Source organism: Rhodococcus sp. RDE2 (assembly GCF_020885655.1).
GTDB lineage: Bacteria > Actinomycetota > Actinomycetes > Mycobacteriales > Mycobacteriaceae > Rhodococcus > Rhodococcus pyridinivorans.
Genome location: NZ_AP025186.1, coordinates 2,353,325 through 2,372,103 on the forward strand (window position 1 = coordinate 2,353,325; position 18,779 = coordinate 2,372,103).

The 18,779-nt window shown below is 69.4% G+C and carries 17 protein-coding genes; 16 read left to right on the forward strand and 1 reads right to left on the reverse strand.

Annotated elements, in window-relative coordinates; translation table 11 throughout:
- The first annotated feature begins 26 nt into the window (after positions 1 to 26).
- The 15 genes from efp to LPH33_RS11045 all read left to right on the forward strand — a co-directional run bounded on the left by efp (position 27) and on the right by LPH33_RS11045 (position 16,618).
- The gene (efp, locus tag LPH33_RS10975) at positions 27 to 590 is read left to right on the forward strand and encodes an elongation factor P (protein ID WP_006551441.1); all 564 of its coding nucleotides are present in this window, start codon (positions 27 to 29) and stop codon (positions 588 to 590) included.
- Positions 591 to 1,100, forward strand: a complete 510-nt coding sequence (gene nusB / locus LPH33_RS10980) for a transcription antitermination factor NusB (RefSeq protein ID WP_016691671.1) — start codon at positions 591 to 593, stop codon at positions 1,098 to 1,100.
- 209 nt (positions 1,101 to 1,309) lie between these two features.
- A complete protein-coding gene (pyrR, locus tag LPH33_RS10985; protein ID WP_024100783.1) occupies positions 1,310 to 1,927 on the forward strand; it encodes a bifunctional pyr operon transcriptional regulator/uracil phosphoribosyltransferase PyrR in 618 nt (205 codons plus the stop codon).
- Positions 1,924 to 2,865, forward strand: a complete 942-nt coding sequence (locus LPH33_RS10990; RefSeq protein ID WP_016691672.1) for an aspartate carbamoyltransferase catalytic subunit — start codon at positions 1,924 to 1,926, stop codon at positions 2,863 to 2,865. Before pyrR ends, LPH33_RS10990 begins: the two co-directional genes overlap by 4 nt.
- Before the next feature lie 44 nt (positions 2,866 to 2,909).
- Positions 2,910 to 4,223 carry a dihydroorotase gene (locus tag LPH33_RS10995; RefSeq protein ID WP_006551445.1) on the forward strand — a complete coding sequence of 438 codons (1,314 nt, stop codon included), beginning with the start codon at positions 2,910 to 2,912 and terminating at the stop codon, positions 4,221 to 4,223.
- A gap of 8 nt (positions 4,224 to 4,231) precedes the next feature.
- On the forward strand, positions 4,232 to 4,723 hold the full coding sequence (locus LPH33_RS11000) for a hypothetical protein (RefSeq protein WP_033096600.1): 492 nt from the start codon (positions 4,232 to 4,234) through the stop codon (positions 4,721 to 4,723).
- 117 nt (positions 4,724 to 4,840) lie between these two features.
- The gene (gene carA / locus LPH33_RS11005) at positions 4,841 to 6,025 is read left to right on the forward strand and encodes a glutamine-hydrolyzing carbamoyl-phosphate synthase small subunit (RefSeq protein WP_033096601.1); all 1,185 of its coding nucleotides are present in this window, start codon (positions 4,841 to 4,843) and stop codon (positions 6,023 to 6,025) included.
- The gene (gene carB, locus LPH33_RS11010) at positions 6,025 to 9,369 is read left to right on the forward strand and encodes a carbamoyl-phosphate synthase large subunit (protein ID WP_088898496.1); all 3,345 of its coding nucleotides are present in this window, start codon (positions 6,025 to 6,027) and stop codon (positions 9,367 to 9,369) included. Before carA ends, carB begins: the two co-directional genes overlap by 1 nt.
- Positions 9,366 to 10,208: an orotidine-5'-phosphate decarboxylase gene (gene pyrF / locus LPH33_RS11015; RefSeq protein WP_088898497.1), complete on the forward strand. Its 843-nt coding sequence runs from the start codon at positions 9,366 to 9,368 to the stop codon at positions 10,206 to 10,208. Before carB ends, pyrF begins: the two co-directional genes overlap by 4 nt.
- Positions 10,209 to 10,637: 429 nt before the next feature.
- Positions 10,638 to 10,958, forward strand: coding sequence for an integration host factor, actinobacterial type (gene mihF / locus LPH33_RS11020; RefSeq protein WP_006551450.1), 321 nt, complete (start codon positions 10,638 to 10,640; stop codon positions 10,956 to 10,958).
- Between the two features lie 65 nt (positions 10,959 to 11,023).
- A complete protein-coding gene (gmk, locus tag LPH33_RS11025; protein WP_016691679.1) occupies positions 11,024 to 11,575 on the forward strand; it encodes a guanylate kinase in 552 nt (183 codons plus the stop codon).
- Between the two features lie 75 nt (positions 11,576 to 11,650).
- A complete protein-coding gene (gene rpoZ / locus LPH33_RS11030; RefSeq protein WP_016691680.1) occupies positions 11,651 to 11,953 on the forward strand; it encodes a DNA-directed RNA polymerase subunit omega in 303 nt (100 codons plus the stop codon).
- Entirely contained in the window at positions 11,950 to 13,233 is a 1,284-nt protein-coding gene (gene coaBC / locus LPH33_RS11035) for a bifunctional phosphopantothenoylcysteine decarboxylase/phosphopantothenate--cysteine ligase CoaBC (RefSeq protein WP_088898498.1), read from the forward strand. The genes rpoZ and coaBC overlap by 4 nt, the downstream gene beginning before the upstream one ends.
- Before the next feature lie 134 nt (positions 13,234 to 13,367).
- Positions 13,368 to 14,582 carry a methionine adenosyltransferase gene (gene metK, locus LPH33_RS11040; protein ID WP_088898499.1) on the forward strand — a complete coding sequence of 405 codons (1,215 nt, stop codon included), beginning with the start codon at positions 13,368 to 13,370 and terminating at the stop codon, positions 14,580 to 14,582.
- A gap of 17 nt (positions 14,583 to 14,599) precedes the next feature.
- Positions 14,600 to 16,618 carry a primosomal protein N' gene (locus LPH33_RS11045; protein WP_085468097.1) on the forward strand — a complete coding sequence of 673 codons (2,019 nt, stop codon included), beginning with the start codon at positions 14,600 to 14,602 and terminating at the stop codon, positions 16,616 to 16,618.
- Positions 16,619 to 16,657: 39 nt separating this feature from the next.
- On the opposite strand, the gene LPH33_RS11050 is transcribed toward LPH33_RS11045, so the two are convergent.
- The gene (locus LPH33_RS11050; protein ID WP_160875008.1) at positions 16,658 to 17,359 is read right to left on the reverse strand and encodes a hemerythrin domain-containing protein; all 702 of its coding nucleotides are present in this window, start codon (positions 17,357 to 17,359) and stop codon (positions 16,658 to 16,660) included.
- A gap of 285 nt (positions 17,360 to 17,644) precedes the next feature.
- On the opposite strand from LPH33_RS11050, the gene LPH33_RS11055 reads away from it, so the two are divergent.
- Positions 17,645 to 18,676: an esterase/lipase family protein gene (locus tag LPH33_RS11055; protein ID WP_229568021.1), complete on the forward strand. Its 1,032-nt coding sequence runs from the start codon at positions 17,645 to 17,647 to the stop codon at positions 18,674 to 18,676.
- Positions 18,677 to 18,779 lie beyond the last annotated feature (103 nt).

An 18,779-nucleotide genomic window follows, 5' to 3' on the forward strand; every position in this document is an offset into this window, starting at 1 on the left:
CCTCGACCCTAGGAGACACGAACCAAGTGGCTGATACCAGTGACTTCAAGAACGGCCTCGTTCTGAAAATCGACGGACAGCTCTGGCAGATCATCGAGTTCCAGCACGTCAAGCCGGGCAAGGGCCCCGCCTTCGTGCGCACGAAGCTCAAGAATGTGACGTCGGGCAAGACCGTCGACAAGACCTGGAATGCCGGTGTCAAGGTCGAGACCGCCACCGTCGATCGCCGCGACATGACCTACCTCTACAACGACGGCACCGACTACGTCTTCATGGACGGCGAGACCTACGACCAGATCACCATCTCGCCCGAGCTGCTCGGCGACAGCGCCAACTTCCTCCTCGAGAACATGCCCGTGCAGGTCGCGACGCACGAGGACGTTCCGCTGTTCGTCGAGCTCCCGGTCACGGTCGAGCTCGTCGTCCAGCACACCGATCCGGGCCTGCAGGGCGACCGCTCCACCGGTGGCACCAAGCCTGCGACCCTCGAGACCGGTGCCGAGATCCAGGTCCCGCTGTTCATCAACACCGGCGACAAGCTCAAGGTCGATTCCCGCGACGGCAGCTACCTCGGGCGAGTGAATTCCTGAGTGTCCGGTAACCAGAAGAAGCTCGGGGCCCGCCACAAGGCCCGCAAGCGGGCCGTGGATCTGCTCTTCGAGGCGGAGGCCCGCGACGTGCATCCCGTCGACCTCGCCGCCGATCGCGTCGAACTCGCGATCGACGACGACCAGGTCGCGCCGGTGCCGGCATACGCGCAGACCATCATCCGCGGTGTCGCCGACAATCTCGACGAGACCGATCGGGTGATCGCCGATCACCTGCACGAATGGACGTTGGACCGTCTTCCCGCCGTCGACCGCGCGATCCTGCGCATCGCGGTGTGGGAGCTCTTCCATGCGACCGACGTGCCGCCCGTGGTGGCCGTCGACGAGGCGGTCGAGCTGGCGAAGCAGCTGTCCACCGACGATTCGCCGGCCTTCGTCAACGGGGTGCTCGGTCAGATCGTCGCCGTCGCCGACCAGGTGCGTGCAGCTGCCGCTGCCACCCTCGTCCGGCCGGCGCAGGAGTCGCAGGATCAGGGCTCGGACGAGTCCTGAATTCGTCACCCTCTTCGGGTGAGCGACGACACGAGGCACCGTGAGCGGGCCCGGTGGGAGTCTTCCCGCCGGGCCCGTCCACGCATCCGGGGTCTGTGTTGCGCTTCACCCGTCATCCGTGCCGGGGCGGACGTCGACGCTGATAGGCTCGACAACTGTCAGGCATCCTTTAACGATCCGTCCAGTGAGGCGGAGAAGGAGGTCGCTGCATGGCCGTGTCCGAGGACGGGTCCACAGCTTCTACCCCCACTACGTCTTCCGGTACCGGCGTGCCGGCGCGTGAGCTGCTCTCCGCTGCCGACGTCCACCGGACGATCTCGCGCATCGCGCACCAGATCATCGAGAAGACCGCGCTCGACACCCCCGAGGACGCACCGCGTGTCGTGCTCCTGGGCATCCCCACCCGCGGGATCACCCTCGCCCAGCGCCTCGCCGACCGCATCGAGGAATTCGCCGGCGTCCGTGTCCCGGTCGGCTCGCTCGACATCACGCTCTACCGCGACGACCTCCGCACGAAGCCGCACCGCCCGCTGGAGCGCACCTCGGTGCCCGAGGGCGGCGTCGACAACACCCTCGTCGTCCTCGTCGACGACGTCCTGTTCTCGGGACGCTCCGTCCGCGCCGCGCTCGACGCCCTGCGCGATCTCGGCCGACCCCGCGCGGTGCAACTCGCGGTCCTCGTCGACCGCGGCCACCGCGAACTGCCGCTGCGCGCCGACTATGTCGGCAAGAACGTGCCCACCGCGCGCAGCGAGGACGTCCGCGTACTGCTGACCGAACACGACGGGCGCGACGCCGTCGAGATCTCCGGAGGCAAGTCCCAGTGAAACACCTGCTCACCATCGCGGATCTGACGAAGGACTCCGCGACGGGGCTTCTCGACGAGGCCGAGCGGTTCGAGCAGGCACTGCTCGGGCGTGAGGTGCGCAAACTCCCCACGCTGCGCGGCCGCACCATCATGACCGTCTTCTACGAGAACTCCACCCGCACCCGCGTGTCCTTCGAGGTCGCCGGCAAGTGGATGAGCGCCGACGTCATCAACGTCTCGGCGTCCAGCTCGTCGGTGAAGAAGGGCGAATCGCTGCGCGACACCGCCCTGACGCTGCACGCCGCCGGCGCCGACGCGCTGGTGGTCCGTCACTCCGCCTCCGGTGCCGCACACCGGATCGCGCAGTGGACCAACGAATCCGGCTCCGGACCGGCCGTGGTCAACGCCGGCGACGGCACCCACGAACATCCCACCCAGGCCTTGCTCGACGCGCTCACCCTGCGTCAGCGTCTCGGCTCCATCGAAGGGCGCCGGATCGGCATCGTCGGCGACGTGCTGCACAGCCGCGTTGCCCGGTCGAACGCGCTGCTGCTGAGCATGCTCGGCGCCGAGGTCGTGCTCGTCGCTCCTCGCACCCTGCTGCCGGTGGGTGTGGAGACCTGGCCGGTGACGGTCGCCGATTCGCTCGAAGCCGAACTGCCCACCCTCGACGCGGTCATGATGCTGCGCGTGCAGGCCGAGCGCATGAACGGCGGGTTCTTCCCGTCCGCCCGCGAGTACTCGATCCGATACGGGCTCAACGCCAAGCGCGCGGCGTTGCTGCCGGAGCACGCCGTGATCCTGCATCCCGGCCCGATGCTCCGCGGCATGGAGATCGGCTTCCCCGTCGCCGACGCCCCGCAGAGCGCTGTGCTGCAGCAGGTGAGCAACGGTGTCCACGTGCGGATGGCGGTGCTCTTCCGCCTGCTCGTGGGCACGGAAGGGAACCTGTCGTGACCCACACTTCCCACCCGGGAGACACAGGAACAGGAGTGACACAGGTGACGCCGCAGGTGCTCATCCGCAACGTCCGCCTCTACGGCGAGGGCGACCCGGTCGACGTGCTGCTCGGCGACGAGCAGATCCTCGCGATCGGCACCGACCTCGAGGCCGACGCCGACGCGGAGATCGTCGACGGCACCGGGCAGATCGTGCTCCCGGGCTTCGTGGACCTGCACACGCACCTGCGTGAACCGGGCCGCGAGGACACCGAGACCGTCGATTCGGGCTCGGCTGCCGCGGCGCGCGGCGGGTACACCGCGGTGTTCGCGATGGCCAACACCGATCCGGTCGCCGACTCGGTGGTCGTCACCGACCACGTGTGGCGCCGCGGCCGCGAGGTCGGGCTCGTCGACGTCCACCCCGTGGGTGCCGTCACCGTCGGACTCGAGGGCAAGCAGCTCGCCGAGATGGGCACGATGGCCGCCGGCGTCGGGGGCGTGCGGATGTTCTCCGACGACGGCAAGTGCGTCTACGACCCGCTGCTCATGCGTCGCGCGCTCGAGTACTCCGCCTCGCTCGGTGTGCTCATCGCCCAGCACGCCGAGGAACCGCGGCTGACCGTCGGTGCCGTCGCGCACGAGGGACCGACCGCGGCGCGTCTCGGCCTCACCGGCTGGCCCCGCGCCGCCGAGGAGTCCATCGTCGCCCGCGACGCGCTGCTCGCCCGCGACGCCGGAGCCCGCGTGCACATCTGCCACGCGTCCACGGCCGGCACCGTCGAACTCGTCCGGTGGGCACGCTCGCAGGGCATCTCGATCAGCGCCGAGGTCACGCCGCACCACCTGCTCCTCGACGACTCGCGTCTCGAGAGCTACGACGGCATCAACCGGGTCAATCCGCCGCTGCGCGAGCGATCCGACGTCGAAGCGCTGCGCCGCGGCCTCGCGGACGGGACCATCGACTGTGTGGCCACCGACCACGCCCCGCACGCCGAACAGGACAAGTGCTGCGAGTTCTCGCAGGCGCGTCCGGGAATGCTCGGGCTCGAGACGGCGTTGTCCGTCGTGATCGAGACGATGGTCCGGCCGGGCCTGCTGGACTGGCGCGGCGTCGCGAAGGTCATGAGCGAGCGTCCCGCGGAGATCGTGGGCCTCGACGATCAGGGCCGGCCCCTCGAGGTGGGCGAACCCGCGAACATCGTGCTCGTCGACCCGGATACCGAGTGGACGGTGCACGGCCCCGACCTCGCGAGCATCTCCCACAACACGCCCTACGAGGACATGACCCTGCCGGGCCGGGTCACCACCACCGTGTTGCGCGGGCGGATCACCGCTCGCGACGGTGCGGTGTTCCCGCGCTCGACCGAAAGGTAGGAACCGACATGGATCGCTTCTTCATCACCGTCGGTTTCCTCGCGCTCTGGGTCGTGCTCGTGCTGCTGATGTGGAAGGGCTGGAAGGCACGTGCCCGACGTCAGCAGGACGCGGTCGGCGAACTGCCGACCGTGCCGGCTGAGCTGGGGGAGCGGCTCGTCGAACCGACCACCGGTCTGTACGTCGGCAGCACGCTCGCGCCGAGCTGGCAGGACCGCATCGCGGTCGGCGATCTCGGCCACCGCGCCAACGCGGAACTGACCCGATACCGATCCGGTGCCCTGCTCGAACGCGACGGTGCGTCCCCGATCTGGATCCCGCAGGACTCGATCCGCGCGATCCGCACCGAACGCGGTCTGGCGGGCAAGGTCATGTCCAAGGACGGGGTGCTGGTCATCCGCTGGCAGCTGCCCTCGGGCACGGAGGTCGACACCGGCTTCCGCGGTGACGACAAGTCGATCTACCCGCTCTGGACGAACGGGTCGGACGAAAAATCTTGAGACGGTGACGATCACAACGACGATGACGATCACGACGAACAACACGACGATCACGACACGCGAGATCTCAGCCCGTGCGGCCGGCTCTGGTGCGGTCGATAAGAACGGAGACAACGCATGAGCGGCAGAACATTCGGCGGCGGCACGGCTGTGCTGGTCCTCGAGGACGGACGGGTCTTCCGCGGCATCCCCTTCGGTGCGGTCGGACAGACCCTCGGCGAGGCCGTCTTCAGCACGGGCATGACCGGCTACCAGGAGACCCTCACCGACCCCAGCTACCACCGGCAGATCGTGGTGGCCACGGCCCCGCAGATCGGCAACACCGGCTGGAACCACGAGGACAACGAGTCCGTCGGCCCCACCGGCGACCACACCGAGTCCAAGATCTGGGTGGCCGGCTTCATCGTCCGCGACCCCTCGCGTCGCGTGTCGAGCTGGCGCGCCACCGGCTCGCTGCAGGACGAACTCGAGCGGCAGAACATCGTGGGTCTCGCGGGTATCGACACCCGCGCACTCGTGCGGCACCTGCGCACCCGCGGTTCGATGCGCGCCGGCATCTTCTCCGGCGACGCCCTCGCCTGGAAGGGTGACGACCTCGACATCGACGTCCTGCTCGACCGGGTGAAGAGCCAGCCCTCGATGCTCGGCGCCGACCTCGCCGGCGAGGTGAGCACCACCTCCGGTTACGTCGTCGAACCGACCGACGGGGACGCCCGCTTCACCGTCGCGGCCATCGATCTCGGCATCAAGACCAACACCCCGCGCATGTTCGCCCAGCGCGGCATCCGGGTGCACGTGCTGCCGTCCACCGCGACGCTGCACGACATCCTCGACCTGAAGGCCGACGGCGTCTTCCTGTCCAACGGCCCGGGCGACCCGGCGACCGCCGACGGCGCGGTGCACCTGACCAAGGAGGTGCTCGGCCAGGGACTGCCCCTGTTCGGCATCTGCTTCGGCAACCAGATCCTCGGCCGCGCGCTCGGCCTGGGCACCTACAAGATGAAGTTCGGTCACCGCGGCATCAACATCCCGGTGGTCGAGCACGAGACCGGTCGCATCGCGATCACCGCGCAGAACCACGGGTTCGCGCTCGAAGGCGAGGCCGGCCAGGAGTTCGACACCCCGTTCGGTCGCGCAGTCGTCAGCCACACCTGCGCCAACGACGGTGCGGTCGAGGGCGTCAAGCTCCTCGACGGCCGTGCCTTCTCCGTGCAGTACCACCCCGAAGCGGCGGCCGGACCGCACGACGCCGCCTACCTGTTCGATCGTTTCACCCGCATGCTCGAGGGAGAGAAGAACTGATGCCACGCCGTACCGACCTCTCCCACGTCCTGGTCATCGGGTCCGGCCCGATCGTCATCGGACAGGCCTGCGAGTTCGACTACTCGGGCACCCAGGCGTGCCGGGTGCTCCGCGAGGAGGGCCTGCGCGTCTCCCTGGTCAACTCGAACCCGGCCACGATCATGACCGACCCCGAGTTCGCCGACTCGACCTACATCGAGCCGATCACCGCCGACTACGTCGAGAAGGTCATCGCGACCGAGCAGGCCAACGGCACCCCGATCGACGCGGTGCTCGCGACCCTCGGCGGCCAGACCGCCCTCAACACCGCCGTCGCCCTGTCCGAGCGCGGCATCCTCGACAAGTACGACGTCGAACTCATCGGCGCCGACTTCGACGCGATCCAGCGCGGCGAGGATCGGCAGAAGTTCAAGGACATCGTCGCCAAGTGCGGCGGCGAGTCCGCCCGCTCGGCCGTCTGCTACACGATGGACGAGGTCCGCGCGACCGTCGCCGAACTCGGCTTCCCGGTCGTCGTGCGCCCCTCCTTCACAATGGGTGGCCTCGGCTCCGGCATGGCCTACAACGACGCCGACCTCGAGCGCATCGCCGGTGGCGGCCTCGCGGCCTCGCCCACCGCGAACGTGCTCATCGAGGAGTCCATCCTCGGCTGGAAGGAATACGAGCTCGAGCTCATGCGCGACGGCGCCGACAATGTCGTCATCGTCTGCTCGATCGAGAACGTCGACCCGGTCGGTGTGCACACCGGTGACTCGGTGACCGTCGCTCCCGCGATGACGCTCACCGACCGCGAGTACCAGAAGATGCGCGACCTCTCGATCGCCATCCTGCGCGAGGTCGGTGTCGACACCGGCGGCTGCAACATCCAGTTCGCGATGGATCCGCGCGACGGCCGGCTCGTCGTCATCGAGATGAACCCGCGCGTGTCGCGGTCGTCGGCGCTCGCGTCGAAGGCCACCGGCTACCCGATCGCGAAGATGGCCGCCAAGCTCGCCATCGGCTACACGCTCGACGAGATCGTCAACGACATCACCAAGGAGACCCCGGCCTGCTTCGAACCGAGCCTCGACTACGTCGTGGTCAAGGCCCCGCGGTTCGCCTTCGAGAAGTTCCCCGGCGCCGACGGCACCCTCACCACCACCATGAAGTCGGTCGGTGAGGCCATGTCGATCGGCCGCAACTTCTCCGAGGCCTTCGGCAAGGTGCTGCGCTCGCTCGAGACGAAGTCCGCCGGCTTCTGGACGGGCCCCGAGGTCGAGGGCACCCTCGACGAGATCCTCGAGGAGATCCGCACCCCCACGGACGGCCGGTTCTACCGGATCGCCCGGGCCCTGGAGCTCGGTGCGACCGTCGAGCAGCTCTTCGACGCCACGAAGATCGACCCGTGGTTCCTCGAGCAGTTCGCGCACATCGTCGAGCTGGGCCAGGACGTCCGCAACGCAGAGCAGTTCGGTGCCACCGAGCTGCGCTACGCCAAGCACCACGGATTCTCCGACCGGCAGATCGCAGCCCTGCGCCCGTCGCAGTTCGCCTCCGAGGACGACGTGCGCGCCCTGCGTCAGGAGCTGGGCGTCCACCCGGTCTACAAGACCGTGGACACCTGCGCCGCCGAGTTCGAGGCGAAGACGCCGTACCACTACTCGACCTACGAGCTCGACCCCGCGGCCGAGTCCGAGGTCGCGGAGCAGCGCGACAAGCCGAAGGTGCTCATCCTCGGTTCCGGCCCCAACCGCATCGGCCAGGGCATCGAGTTCGACTACTCGTGCGTCCACGCCGCGCTGACGCTGTCCGAGGCCGGCTACGAGACCGTGATGGTCAACTGCAACCCCGAGACGGTCTCGACCGACTACGACACCGCCGATCGCCTGTACTTCGAGCCGCTGACCTTCGAGGACGTCCTCGAGGTCTACCGCGCCGAGTGCGAGTCCGGCACCGTCGCCGGCGTCATCGTCCAGCTGGGCGGCCAGACCCCGCTCGGCCTGGCGCGTCGCCTGAAGGCCGCCGGGGTGCCGATCGTCGGTACCTCGCCGGAGGCCATCGACCTGGCGGAGGACCGTGGCGAGTTCGGTCGCGTGCTCGACGAGGCCGACCTGCCGGCCGCGAAGTACGGCACGGCCACCACCTTCGAGGGTGCGCGCGAGATCGCCGCCGGCATCGGATACCCGGTGCTGGTGCGCCCGTCCTACGTGCTCGGTGGTCGCGGCATGGAGATCGTCTACGACGAGAAGGCGCTCGAGACCTACATCTCCAACGCCACCGAGATCTCCGACGACCGGCCGGTGCTCGTCGACCGCTTCCTCGACGACGCCGTCGAGATCGACGTCGACGCGCTGTGCGACGGCACCGACGTGTACATCGGCGGGATCATGGAGCACATCGAGGAGGCCGGCATCCACTCCGGCGACTCGGCGTGTGCGCTGCCGCCGATCACCCTGGGCCGCGCCGACATCGAGAACGTCCGCCGCTCGACTGCGGCGCTCGCGAAGGGCATCGGCGTCAAGGGCCTGCTCAACGTCCAGTACGCGCTCAAGGACGACATCCTGTACGTCCTCGAGGCGAACCCCCGTGCCTCCCGCACGGTGCCGTTCGTGTCCAAGGCCACCGCGGTGCAGCTCGCCAAGGCCTGCGCCCGGGTGATGCTCGGCGAGTCCATCGCCGAGTTGCGTGCCGCGGGCATCCTCCCCGCCGAGGGCGACGGCAGTGACATCCCCCTCGATGCACCGGTCGCGGTGAAGGAAGCGGTGCTGCCCTTCAACCGGTTCCGACGTGCCGACGGCACGGGCATCGACACCCTGCTCAGCCCGGAGATGAAGTCCACCGGTGAGGTCATGGGCCTCGACGACGACTTCGGAACCGCATTCGCGAAGAGCCAGACCGCCGCCTACGGCTCCCTGCCGACCTCCGGCACGGTCTTCGTCTCGCTCGCGAACAAGGACAAGCGGTCGATGATCTTCCCGGTCAAGCACCTCGCCGACCTGGGCTTCCACATCATGGCCACTGTGGGAACCGCAGAGGTGCTGCGCCGCAACGGTGTTCCGTGCGAGCAGGTCCACAAGGTGTCCGGTGAGGACAAGCCGGAAGGCGCGCTCGACGTCGTCGACCGCATCCGTGCCGGCGATGTGGACATGGTCATCAACACCCCCTGGGGCAACGCCGGTCCGCGCGTGGACGGTTACGAGATCCGCAGCGCGGCGGTCGCCGCGAACATCCCGTGCATCACCACGGTGCAGGGTGCCTCCGCGGCCGTGCAGGGTATCGAGGCGGCACTGCGCGGCGAGATCGGAGTCAGCTCGATCCAGCGGATGCACGCGCGGCTGCGCGGCGTGCCCGCCGAACAGGCGTGACGCCGTTCGGGCAGCGACTCGCGGACGCCCTCGGGAGCCGCGGGCCGCTGTGCGTGGGCATCGACCCGCACCCGGGGCTCCTCACCGCGTGGGGGCTCGACGACGACGCCGACGGCCTGGCCCGGTTCAGCGAACTGTGCGTCGAGGCCTTCGGCGACACCGTCGCGGTCGTCAAGCCGCAGGTGGCGTTCTTCGAGGCGTACGGCTCCGCCGGTCTCGCGGTGCTCGAACGCACCATCGCCGACCTGGGGGAGGCGGGGGCGCTCGTCCTCGCCGACGCCAAGCGCGGCGACATCGGCTCCACGATGGACGCCTACGCGCGCACCTGGCTGTCGGACGGCTCTGCGCTGCGTTCGGACGCGGTGACCGTCTCCCCGTATCTGGGGTTCGGTTCGCTCGCCCCGGCGCTCGATCTGGCTGCCGGAACGGGCCGCGGGGTGTTCGTGCTCGCGGCGACCTCCAATCCCGAGGGCGCCCAGTTCCAGCGCGCACGGCTCGACGACGGGCGCACCGTCGCGCAGGTCGTGGTGGACGAGTGCGCTGCCCGCAACAGCGCTGCCCGCACGGACGGGGCCGCAGAACTCGGCTCCGTGGGTGTGGTGGTCGGTGCGACCCTCACCGAGGCACCGGACCTGTCCGACCTCCACGGGCCCATCCTGATGCCCGGAGTGGGGGCCCAGGGCGGCACCGCCGACGACGTGCGACGACTCGCAGGCGACCACCTGCGCGCGGTCGTGCCCAACGTCTCACGCGACGTGCTGCGGGCCGGCCCGTCCGTCGCCGACCTGCGGGCCGCCGTCGCCCGCGCCCTGGACGGCTTCGCCTTCCTCACGAACTGAGACGTTCGACTCTCGTGCCCGGATCGCCACGCGCGGTCCGGGCACGAGTCGTACATACCGCTCGTATGCACTCTGACCTGCGCTCGGAGTGGCGCGACACGCGGAATGGGAAAAAAATTTCTCGGCCCGCCGAATCGCCGGAACAGCGGGTCGGTGAGCGGGGAAGCCGCCCGGCCCGATGCCGCCCCCTCTGTCGCGGCGGATACCCGGTGACCTGCGGTTTTTCGCTGTTCGAGCAGTTCGCGGCGATGTCTCGACGCCGATCGGGGGGCGCGAGATCCACTGCGGAAACGGCGTGCACTACCGCACGGATTTTCGAGCGGATCGCCGGGGGGTGGGTTCGCATTCGTCGGTGGTCGTGAGTACGGTCGCTATCGCCGCTGGTTACAGCGGTGAAGACTCGAAAGCCAACGATGAGACGGAGGAACCGTGGCCCTTCCCCAGCTGACCGATGAGCAGCGCGCCGCTGCTCTGGAGAAGGCGGCTGCTGCCCGTCGTGCCCGGGCTGAGCTCAAGGAGCGCCTCAAGCGCGGCGGCACCGACCTCAAGCAGGTGCTCAAGGACGCCGAGAACGACGAGATCCTCGGCAAGATGAAGGTGTCGGCTCTGCTCGAGGCCCTGCCGAAGGTCGGCAAGGTCAAGGCGCAGGAAATCATGACCGAGCTGGAGATCGCCCCGACCCGCCGTCTGCGCGGCCTCGGCGACCGTCAGCGCAAGGCCCTGCTCGCCAGGTTCGATTTCGACGCCTGAGCACCGTGGTAGCTGACGCACGACCTGTGACGGACAGCGCACCCGCAACGCGGAGGGGCCGGCTGGTGGTACTGGCCGGACCCTCCGCGGTGGGTAAGTCGACCGTCGTACGCCTTCTGCGGAGCCGGATCCCGGATCTGCACTTCAGTGTCTCGGCCACCACCCGGGACCCGCGACCGGGCGAGGTGGACGGGGTGGACTACCACTTCGTCGGCCGCGCCGAGTTCGACCGGATGATCGAAGCCGGTGAACTGCTCGAATGGGCCGACATCCACGGCGGCCTGCAACGATCGGGCACTCCGGCCAAGCCGGTGCTCGACGCACTCGCCGAGGGACATCCGGTGCTCGTGGAGGTCGACCTCGCGGGAGCGCGAGCCGTCCGTGCCGCGATGCAGGACGCAGTCCTCGCCTTTCTCGCCCCGCCCAGTTGGGAGGTGCTCGTCGAGCGCCTCACCGGCCGAGGCACCGAAACCGACGAGGTCGTCGCTCGCAGGCTCGATACCGCCCGCAGCGAACTGGCCGCGCAGGACGAGTTCGACGTCGTGATCGTCAACGACGATGTCGACCGGGCCTGCGATGAATTGGTATCCTTGTTGGTTGGACCCGGAGCCGACTGACCGTCCGCGCCTCGAGCGCGTCCGGCTGCCGGTTCCGGCGCCCTCCCATCCCGCGACATCTCAGGAGAACACCGAGTGAGCAGCATCCAGGCAGCCGCGACCGACCTCGAGGGCAACACCCTTCCGGTCTACGACACCCCCACGGGTATCACCAACCCGCCTATCGACGAGCTGCTCGAGCGCGCCTCCTCGAAGTACGCGCTGGTGATCTACGCCGCCAAGCGGGCACGCCAGATCAACGACTACTACAACCAGCTCGGCGACGGCATCCTCGAATACGTCGGCCCCCTCGTGGAGCCGGGCCTGCAGGAGAAGCCGCTGTCGATCGCCATGCGCGAGATCCACTCGGATCTGCTCGAGCACACCGAAGGCGAGTGAGCAACCCCGCTTCGAGCGGCGAGGCCGGATCCGTGCAGCGCCGCCGCATCGTCGTCGGTGTCGCCGGTGGCATCGCCGCCTACAAGTCCTGCGCACTGATCCGTGCCTTCACGGAGAGCGGACACCACGTGCGGGTCGTCCCGACGGAGTCCGCCCTCGAATTCGTCGGGCGCGCCACCTTCGAGGCGCTCTCCGGCAATCCCGTGCAGACCGGTGTGTTCGCCGAGGTGCCGCAGGTGCAGCACGTCCGGCTCGGGCAGGAGGCCGACCTCGTCGTCATCGCTCCGGCCACCGCCGACCTCATGGCGCGGGCGGTCGCGGGTCGCGCCGACGACCTCCTCACGGCCACCCTGCTCACCGCGCGGTGCCCCGTGATGTTCGTGCCCGCGATGCACACCGAGATGTGGGAGCATCCTGCGACCGTCGACAACGTCGCGACGCTGCGCCGCCGCGGTGCCGTGGTCGTCGAACCGGCCTCCGGTCGGCTGACGGGCAAGGACACCGGTGCCGGGCGCATGCCCGAACCCGACGAGATCTTCAATCTGGCCTCGCTGCTGCTCGAGCGGGCCGACGCGCTGCCCCGCGACCTCGCCGGTCGCCGCATCGTCGTCTCCGCCGGCGGTACCCGCGAGCCCCTCGACCCGGTGCGCTTCCTCGGCAACCGGTCGTCCGGCAAGCAGGGTTACGCGCTCGCCCGTCTCGCCGCGCAGCGCGGCGCCGACGTCACGCTCGTCGCCGGCAGCATCGCGGGTCTCGACGACCCGGCCGCGGTCGACGTCGTGCGGGTCCAGACGGCCGCGCAGATGCAGGACGCCGTCGCCAAGCACGCCTCGGGGGCCGACGCGGTCATCATGTCCGCGGCCGTCGCCGATTTCCGACCCTCCACCTTCGCGACCAGCAAGATCAAGAAGGGCGAGGGCGAACCCGACTCCATCGCGCTGACGAAGAACGACGACATACTCGCCGGTCTCGTCCGGGCGCGTGCCGACGGCGGCCTGTCCGCCGAGACGGTCATCGTCGGATTCGCGGCGGAGACCGGCGACGAACACGGCGACGTGCTCTCCTACGCCCGCGAGAAGCTCGCCCGCAAGGGATGCGATCTGCTCGTCGTCAACGCCGTCGGGGAAGGCAAGGCGTTCGAGGTCGACGACAACAACGGCTGGTTGCTGTCCGCGGACGGTTCGGAAACGGCCCTCGCCCACGGATCGAAGGCTCTCATGGCCAGCCGCGTGCTCGACGCGTTGGGACCTCTGCTGGCGGAACGCAGCAGAATCGGGTGATTTCAATACTCGCGCCGACGCCTGCGGAGCAGTAGCGTCGGCACTGCGATCGGGTCCTTCCGGCCCGATCGGGGAGCGCATGCTCCATACGGTTTGTCCGTCCAGCGCCTGGCGCACAGTCGAGAGGGAGTTTCGTGAGCAAGACCGGCGGTCGTCTTTTCACCAGTGAGTCCGTGACCGAAGGGCATCCGGACAAGATCTGTGACGCGATCAGCGACTCGGTTCTCGACGCGCTCCTCACCGAGGATCCTCGTGCCCGGGTAGCAGTGGAAACCCTCGTCACCACGGGTCAGGTGCACGTGGTGGGTGAGGTCACCACCTCGGCGTACGCCGACATCCCCAAGATCGTCCGCGATCGGGTACTCGAGATCGGTTACGACTCGTCGTCGAAGGGCTTCGACGGCAACTCCTGCGGTGTCAACATCGCGATCGGCGCGCAGTCGCCCGAGATCGCCGGCGGCGTCGACGTCTCGCACGAGGCGCGCAGCGGTGTGCTCACCGACGACGAGGTCGCTCGTCAGGGCGCCGGCGACCAGGGCCTGATGTTCGGATACGCGTGCTCCGACACGCCCGAACTCATGCCGCTGCCGATCTCCCTCGCGCATCGCCTGTCGCGCCGGCTCACCGAGGTCCGGAAGTCGGGGGTCCTGCCGTACCTGCGTCCCGACGGCAAGACCCAGGTCACCATCGAGTACGACGGCGACAAGCCCGTCCGCCTCGACACGATCGTCATCTCGACGCAGCACGCCGCCGACATCGATCTGAACAACCTGCTCACGCCGGACCTGCGCACCCACGTCGTCGACGCGGTGCTCGCCGACCCGAACCTGGCCGATCTCGACACGACCGACGTGCGGCTGCTGGTCAACCCGTCCGGATCGTTCGTCCTCGGCGGCCCGATGGGCGATGCCGGCCTCACCGGTCGCAAGATCATCGTCGACACCTACGGCGGCATGGCCCGTCACGGTGGTGGCGCGTTCTCCGGCAAGGATCCGTCGAAGGTCGACCGTTCGGCCGCCTACGCGATGCGCTGGGTCGCCAAGACCGCCGTCGCTGCCGGTCTCGCAGACCGCATCGAGGTGCAGGTCGCCTACGCGATCGGCAAGGCGGCTCCGGTGGGTCTGTTCGTGGAGACCTTCGGCACCGAGAAGACCGACCCGGCCCGCATCCAGCAGGCCATCGGCGAGGTCTTCGACCTGCGTCCGGGCGCGATCATCCGCGACCTCGACCTGCTGCGCCCGATCTACGCGCAGACCGCTGCGTACGGCCACTTCGGCCGTACCGACATCGAGCTGCCGTGGGAGAACACCGACCGCGCCGACAAGCTGCGCGCGGCCGCCGGTCTGTAGATTCCGATCGGGCCCGGGTGGCTGCTGATTTCGACGCCGCCGAGGTCGATCCGGTCGCGCGGGTTCTCCCGCTGCTACCGGTTCCGCACCTCGACCGGGAGTTCGACTACCTGATCCCGCGCGACCTGGACGCGGACGCCCGCCCGGGCGTCCGCGTCCGCGTCCGCTTCGCCGGACGTCTCGTCGACGGTTTCCTGCTCGCGCGCGCCGCGACGAGCGATCACACCGGCAAGCTCGGCCGGCTCGACCGGGTCGTCTCGTCCGAACAGGTCCTCACCCCCGAGATCGCGGCTCTGGCAGAGGAAGTCGCGACCCGCTATGCCGGGACCCGGGCCGACGTGCTGCGTCTGGCGGTACCTCCGCGACACGCACGCGTCGAAGCCGAGGCGCCGCGTACACCGGAAACTCCGCCTGTCCCGGAGATCGAGCACGCGGCATGGAGTCGGTACCGGCACGGCGAGAACTTCCTCGAAGCGCTCGGCGGCGGCCGCGCCCCGCGCGCGGCCTGGCAGGCGCTGCCCGGTGAGGACTGGCCCCGACGGCTCGCCGAACTCGCCGCGCTGACCCTCGCCTCGGGGAAGGCGGCCGTGCTGGTCGTTCCCGACCAGCGCGACCTCGACCGTCTCGTGACGGCGTGCGCCGACGTCGCCGGCGCCGATCACGTCGTCGGCCTCGCCGCCGGCCTCGGACCGGCCGAACGTTATCGACGCTGGCTCGCGGCCCTGCGTGGATCCGCCCGCATCGTCGTCGGAACGCGGGCTGCGGTCTTCGCCCCGACGCCCGAGCTCGGGCTCCTCGTGGTGTGGGACGACGGCGACGACCTGCACTGCGAACCGCGGTCGCCGTATCCGCACGCCCGCGAAGTGGCTGCTCTGCGCGCCCACGCCGTGGGTGCCGCCATCGTCATCGCCGGGCACGCCCGCACCGCCGAGACCCAGGCACTCGTCGACGCCGGTTGGGCACACGATCTCGTGGCACCCCGTGACGTCGTACGGGCGTGCGCGCCGAAGGTCACGGCCCTCGCCGACAGCGACCACGCACTCGCACGGGATCCGGCCGCGCGTGCCGCGCGACTGCCGGCCATCGCGTTCGCCGCCGCCCGATCCGCCCTCGCGGCCGACCGCCCGGTGCTCGTGCAGGTACCGCGGCGCGGGTACGTGCCCGCGCTGGCGTGCGGAAAGTGCCGGGCACCCGCCCGCTGCCGGCACTGCAACGGCCCGCTCGCTCTGCCCACGGCGGCCGGTCCCGACGGTGCCGCGATCCCTGCGTGCCGTTGGTGCGGTGTCGCCGATGCGCGTCACCGCTGCCATGCGTGCGGTGCGCGCTCGTTGCGGGCCGTGGTGGTCGGGGCGGCCCGCACCGCCGAAGAACTGGGCCGCGCCTTCCCCGGCGTGCCGGTCGTGACCTCCGGCGGCAACGACGTCAAGCACACCGTGCCCGGTTCGGCGTCGCTCGTCGTCTCCACCGTGGGTGCCGAACCGGTCGCCGAAGGTGGTTACGGGGCGGCGCTGCTCCTGGACGGGTGGGCGCTGCTCGGCCGTGCCGACCTGCGCGCCACCGAGGAGACGATGCGCCGCTGGCTCACCGCGTCGGCGCTCGTACGGTCGTTCGCCGACGGGGGACAGGTCGTGGTCGTCGCCGATTCCGGCATCCCCACCGTGCAGGCGCTCGTCCGCTGGGATCCCGTGGGGCACGCGCAGTCCGAGGTCTCCGAACGAGCCGAGGTCGGTTTCCCACCTGCGGTCCACATGGCCGCGATCGACGGGTCGTCCGCGGCGGTCGCGGAACTGCTCGAGGCCACACACCTGCCCGAGGGAGCCGAGGTGCTCGGGCCCGTGCCGCTACCGCCGGGGCAACGACTGCCGTTCGGGTCCGAGGGACCCGAACCGGAGGACGTGCACCGGATGATCGTGCGGGTCGCACGCGAGCGCGGTCGCGCACTCGGTCGCGCCCTGCGAGACGCGCAGGCCACCCGCACGGCGCGTCGCGCGGACGGGCCGCTGCGGGTCCAGGTGGATCCGCCGCGTATCGGCTGAACCGGCCGAGGTGAGCGGGCGCGGATCGCCACCGCGCGGCTAGGCCGCTTTCGGAATCGGTTGCGACGGAATCGATGCGGCGTCCGTACCCTTCCACAGTGCCGCGAAGTCGTGGCGATGGCGTATGCCGAGGACGTGCACGAGGATGAAGCGCGGTACGGGCGGCACGAGATGCACGACGTGATCGCGCGAGGAGTCGTCGAGGCCGTCGATCAGCCAGTTCCCTTCCTTGCCGAGCTGCTGCATGCCTTTCGGCTCGATATTGAACTCCTGGTCCCACGCGCGCCACTGCGCATCGGTGATACTGGTCGAGACCAGCGGCATCATCTCCCGCTCCTCGCGTTCGAGATGGGGTAGTAGCACCTCGGACAGGCGGGACAGTGCTGCACCGAGTGCCTCCCCGGAACCGGGGCGGTCGGCGCGGAAATCCCGGGCGGCGTCCTCGACGGTGGCGATCGCAGGCTCGATGGTGCGGTGGTCGGCGTTCATCCTCTCCACGAGCGGCGCCGCGTCGGGATTGCACTGCACCACGCGCGGATAGAGCCCACGGTCCTCGGACTCGTGGTGATGGTGCAGGAAATCCATCATCCACAACACATGATCGGCGAGAGCCACTCGGTGGGTCTCCTGCCATGTCTTCGTCGAGGTGGCGACCTCGATGCGGAGTAGGTCGCGGCGGAGGGCGGAATGCACGATTCCCATGATTCGGGTATCGGCAGGTCCGTCGGGATCGGTGATCATGACGACTCCCGTGAATCGACGAGCAACGAGACCTGCGGAGCGCAGGCGGGGATCTGCGAGGACGGTGGGGGCACCGTGTTCGCACCGTGGGGTTTCCGTCGACGGAGGCTGTTCCCAGTGTCGATCCGGCACGGACCGAGCGCAAGACCCGCCCGCTGCTGTCCTGCATATGTACGACAGCGACACGCGTTGCCGGAGATATTATTTGTCACAGTAACGGAGCCGGTGATTGTGACCGATCTCTTCAGTAGGTGCCGGGGAGGCACAGGAGGAGAGGGCGGACGAATGAGTGCCGGGCGGAGTGTCGGTGGTGCCGTCGGAGCGTGTGTCGTCGCGATGCTGACTGTGGGTGCAGCGGCACTGACTGCGGGCGCAGCGGCGGCGCAGCCGCTCCCGTCCGACGACGGACCCATCCTCGGTCTCGGGGAGGGGTCGTACAGCAGCGTGCCGGTCCCGGTGGGACCGGTGGCCACCGGGCACGCCGAAGCCGCCGAATACGCCGAGAACAACCCCGATGTCGCCCCCGCGGGTAGCAACGACTTCGCGTGCGTGCCGTCCGAGGAGCACCCCCGTCCGGTGGTGCTCGCGCACGGCACCGATTCCAACGCCTACTCCGACTTCGCTGCTCTCTCACCGCTGCTCGCCGCGTCCGGCTGGTGCGTGTTCGCTCTGAACTACGGGTTCGCCGACGGCGCCGAGGACTACGGCACGGGCGACATTCGGGTCTCCGCAGCACAGTTCGGTGAGTTCGTCACCGAGGTTCTCGACGCCACCGGTGCGGAGGAGGTCGACGTCGTCGGCTACTCGCAGGGAGCCACCGTCGCCCGCTACTACATCAACGAGCTCGGGGGTTCCGAGGTCGTCGACCGGTGGGTCGGAGTCGCGTCGCCGAGCTACGGCGGCACCTTCTACGGCATCGGGGCAGCCTTCGCCACGCTGCCCGGAGCGACCGACATCGTCGAGGGCGAGTTCTCCGTCGCCCTCGTGCAGCAGCTCCAGGGGTCGGAACTGCTCACCGAGCTCAACACACCCACCGACACCGTGCCCGGCGTGCGCTACACGACCATCGGCAGCGAGGTCGACGAGGTCATCCAACCTGCCGGCAACGTCGCGCTCCACGGTGAGGGCGCCGTCAACCACGTGATCCAGGAGCTGTGCCCGCAGGATCTGACGGGTCACTTCAACATGGTCTACGACCCGTTCTCGCTGCAGCTCGCGCGGCATGCGCTCGACCCCGACCGGTACGCGATCGGGGAGTGCACTCCCGTCGCGCTCGGCACCGGTATCCCCGAACTGATCCTGCAGTCCAACACCTGAGCTCCCTGCTGCTCGGGCACCGACCTCCGTGAGGTGACCGCTCGGCGCGGTGATGCAGGTCCCACGACGTCGACTCCCTAGACTGTGAGAGATCATCGCCGTC

Coding starts and splice junctions, on each gene's coding strand:
- pyrR (WP_024100783.1), top strand. CDS start 1,310: ATGGCCGTGTCCGAGGACGGGTCCACAGCTTCTACCCCCACTACGTCT.
- LPH33_RS11000 (WP_033096600.1), top strand. CDS start 4,232: ATGGATCGCTTCTTCATCACCGTCGGTTTCCTCGCGCTCTGGGTCGTG.
- carA (WP_033096601.1), top strand. CDS start 4,841: ATGAGCGGCAGAACATTCGGCGGCGGCACGGCTGTGCTGGTCCTCGAG.
- carB (WP_088898496.1), top strand. CDS start 6,025: ATGCCACGCCGTACCGACCTCTCCCACGTCCTGGTCATCGGGTCCGGC.
- LPH33_RS11050 (WP_160875008.1), bottom strand. CDS start 17,359: ATGATCACCGATCCCGACGGACCTGCCGATACCCGAATCATGGGAATC.
- LPH33_RS11055 (WP_229568021.1), top strand. CDS start 17,645: ATGAGTGCCGGGCGGAGTGTCGGTGGTGCCGTCGGAGCGTGTGTCGTC.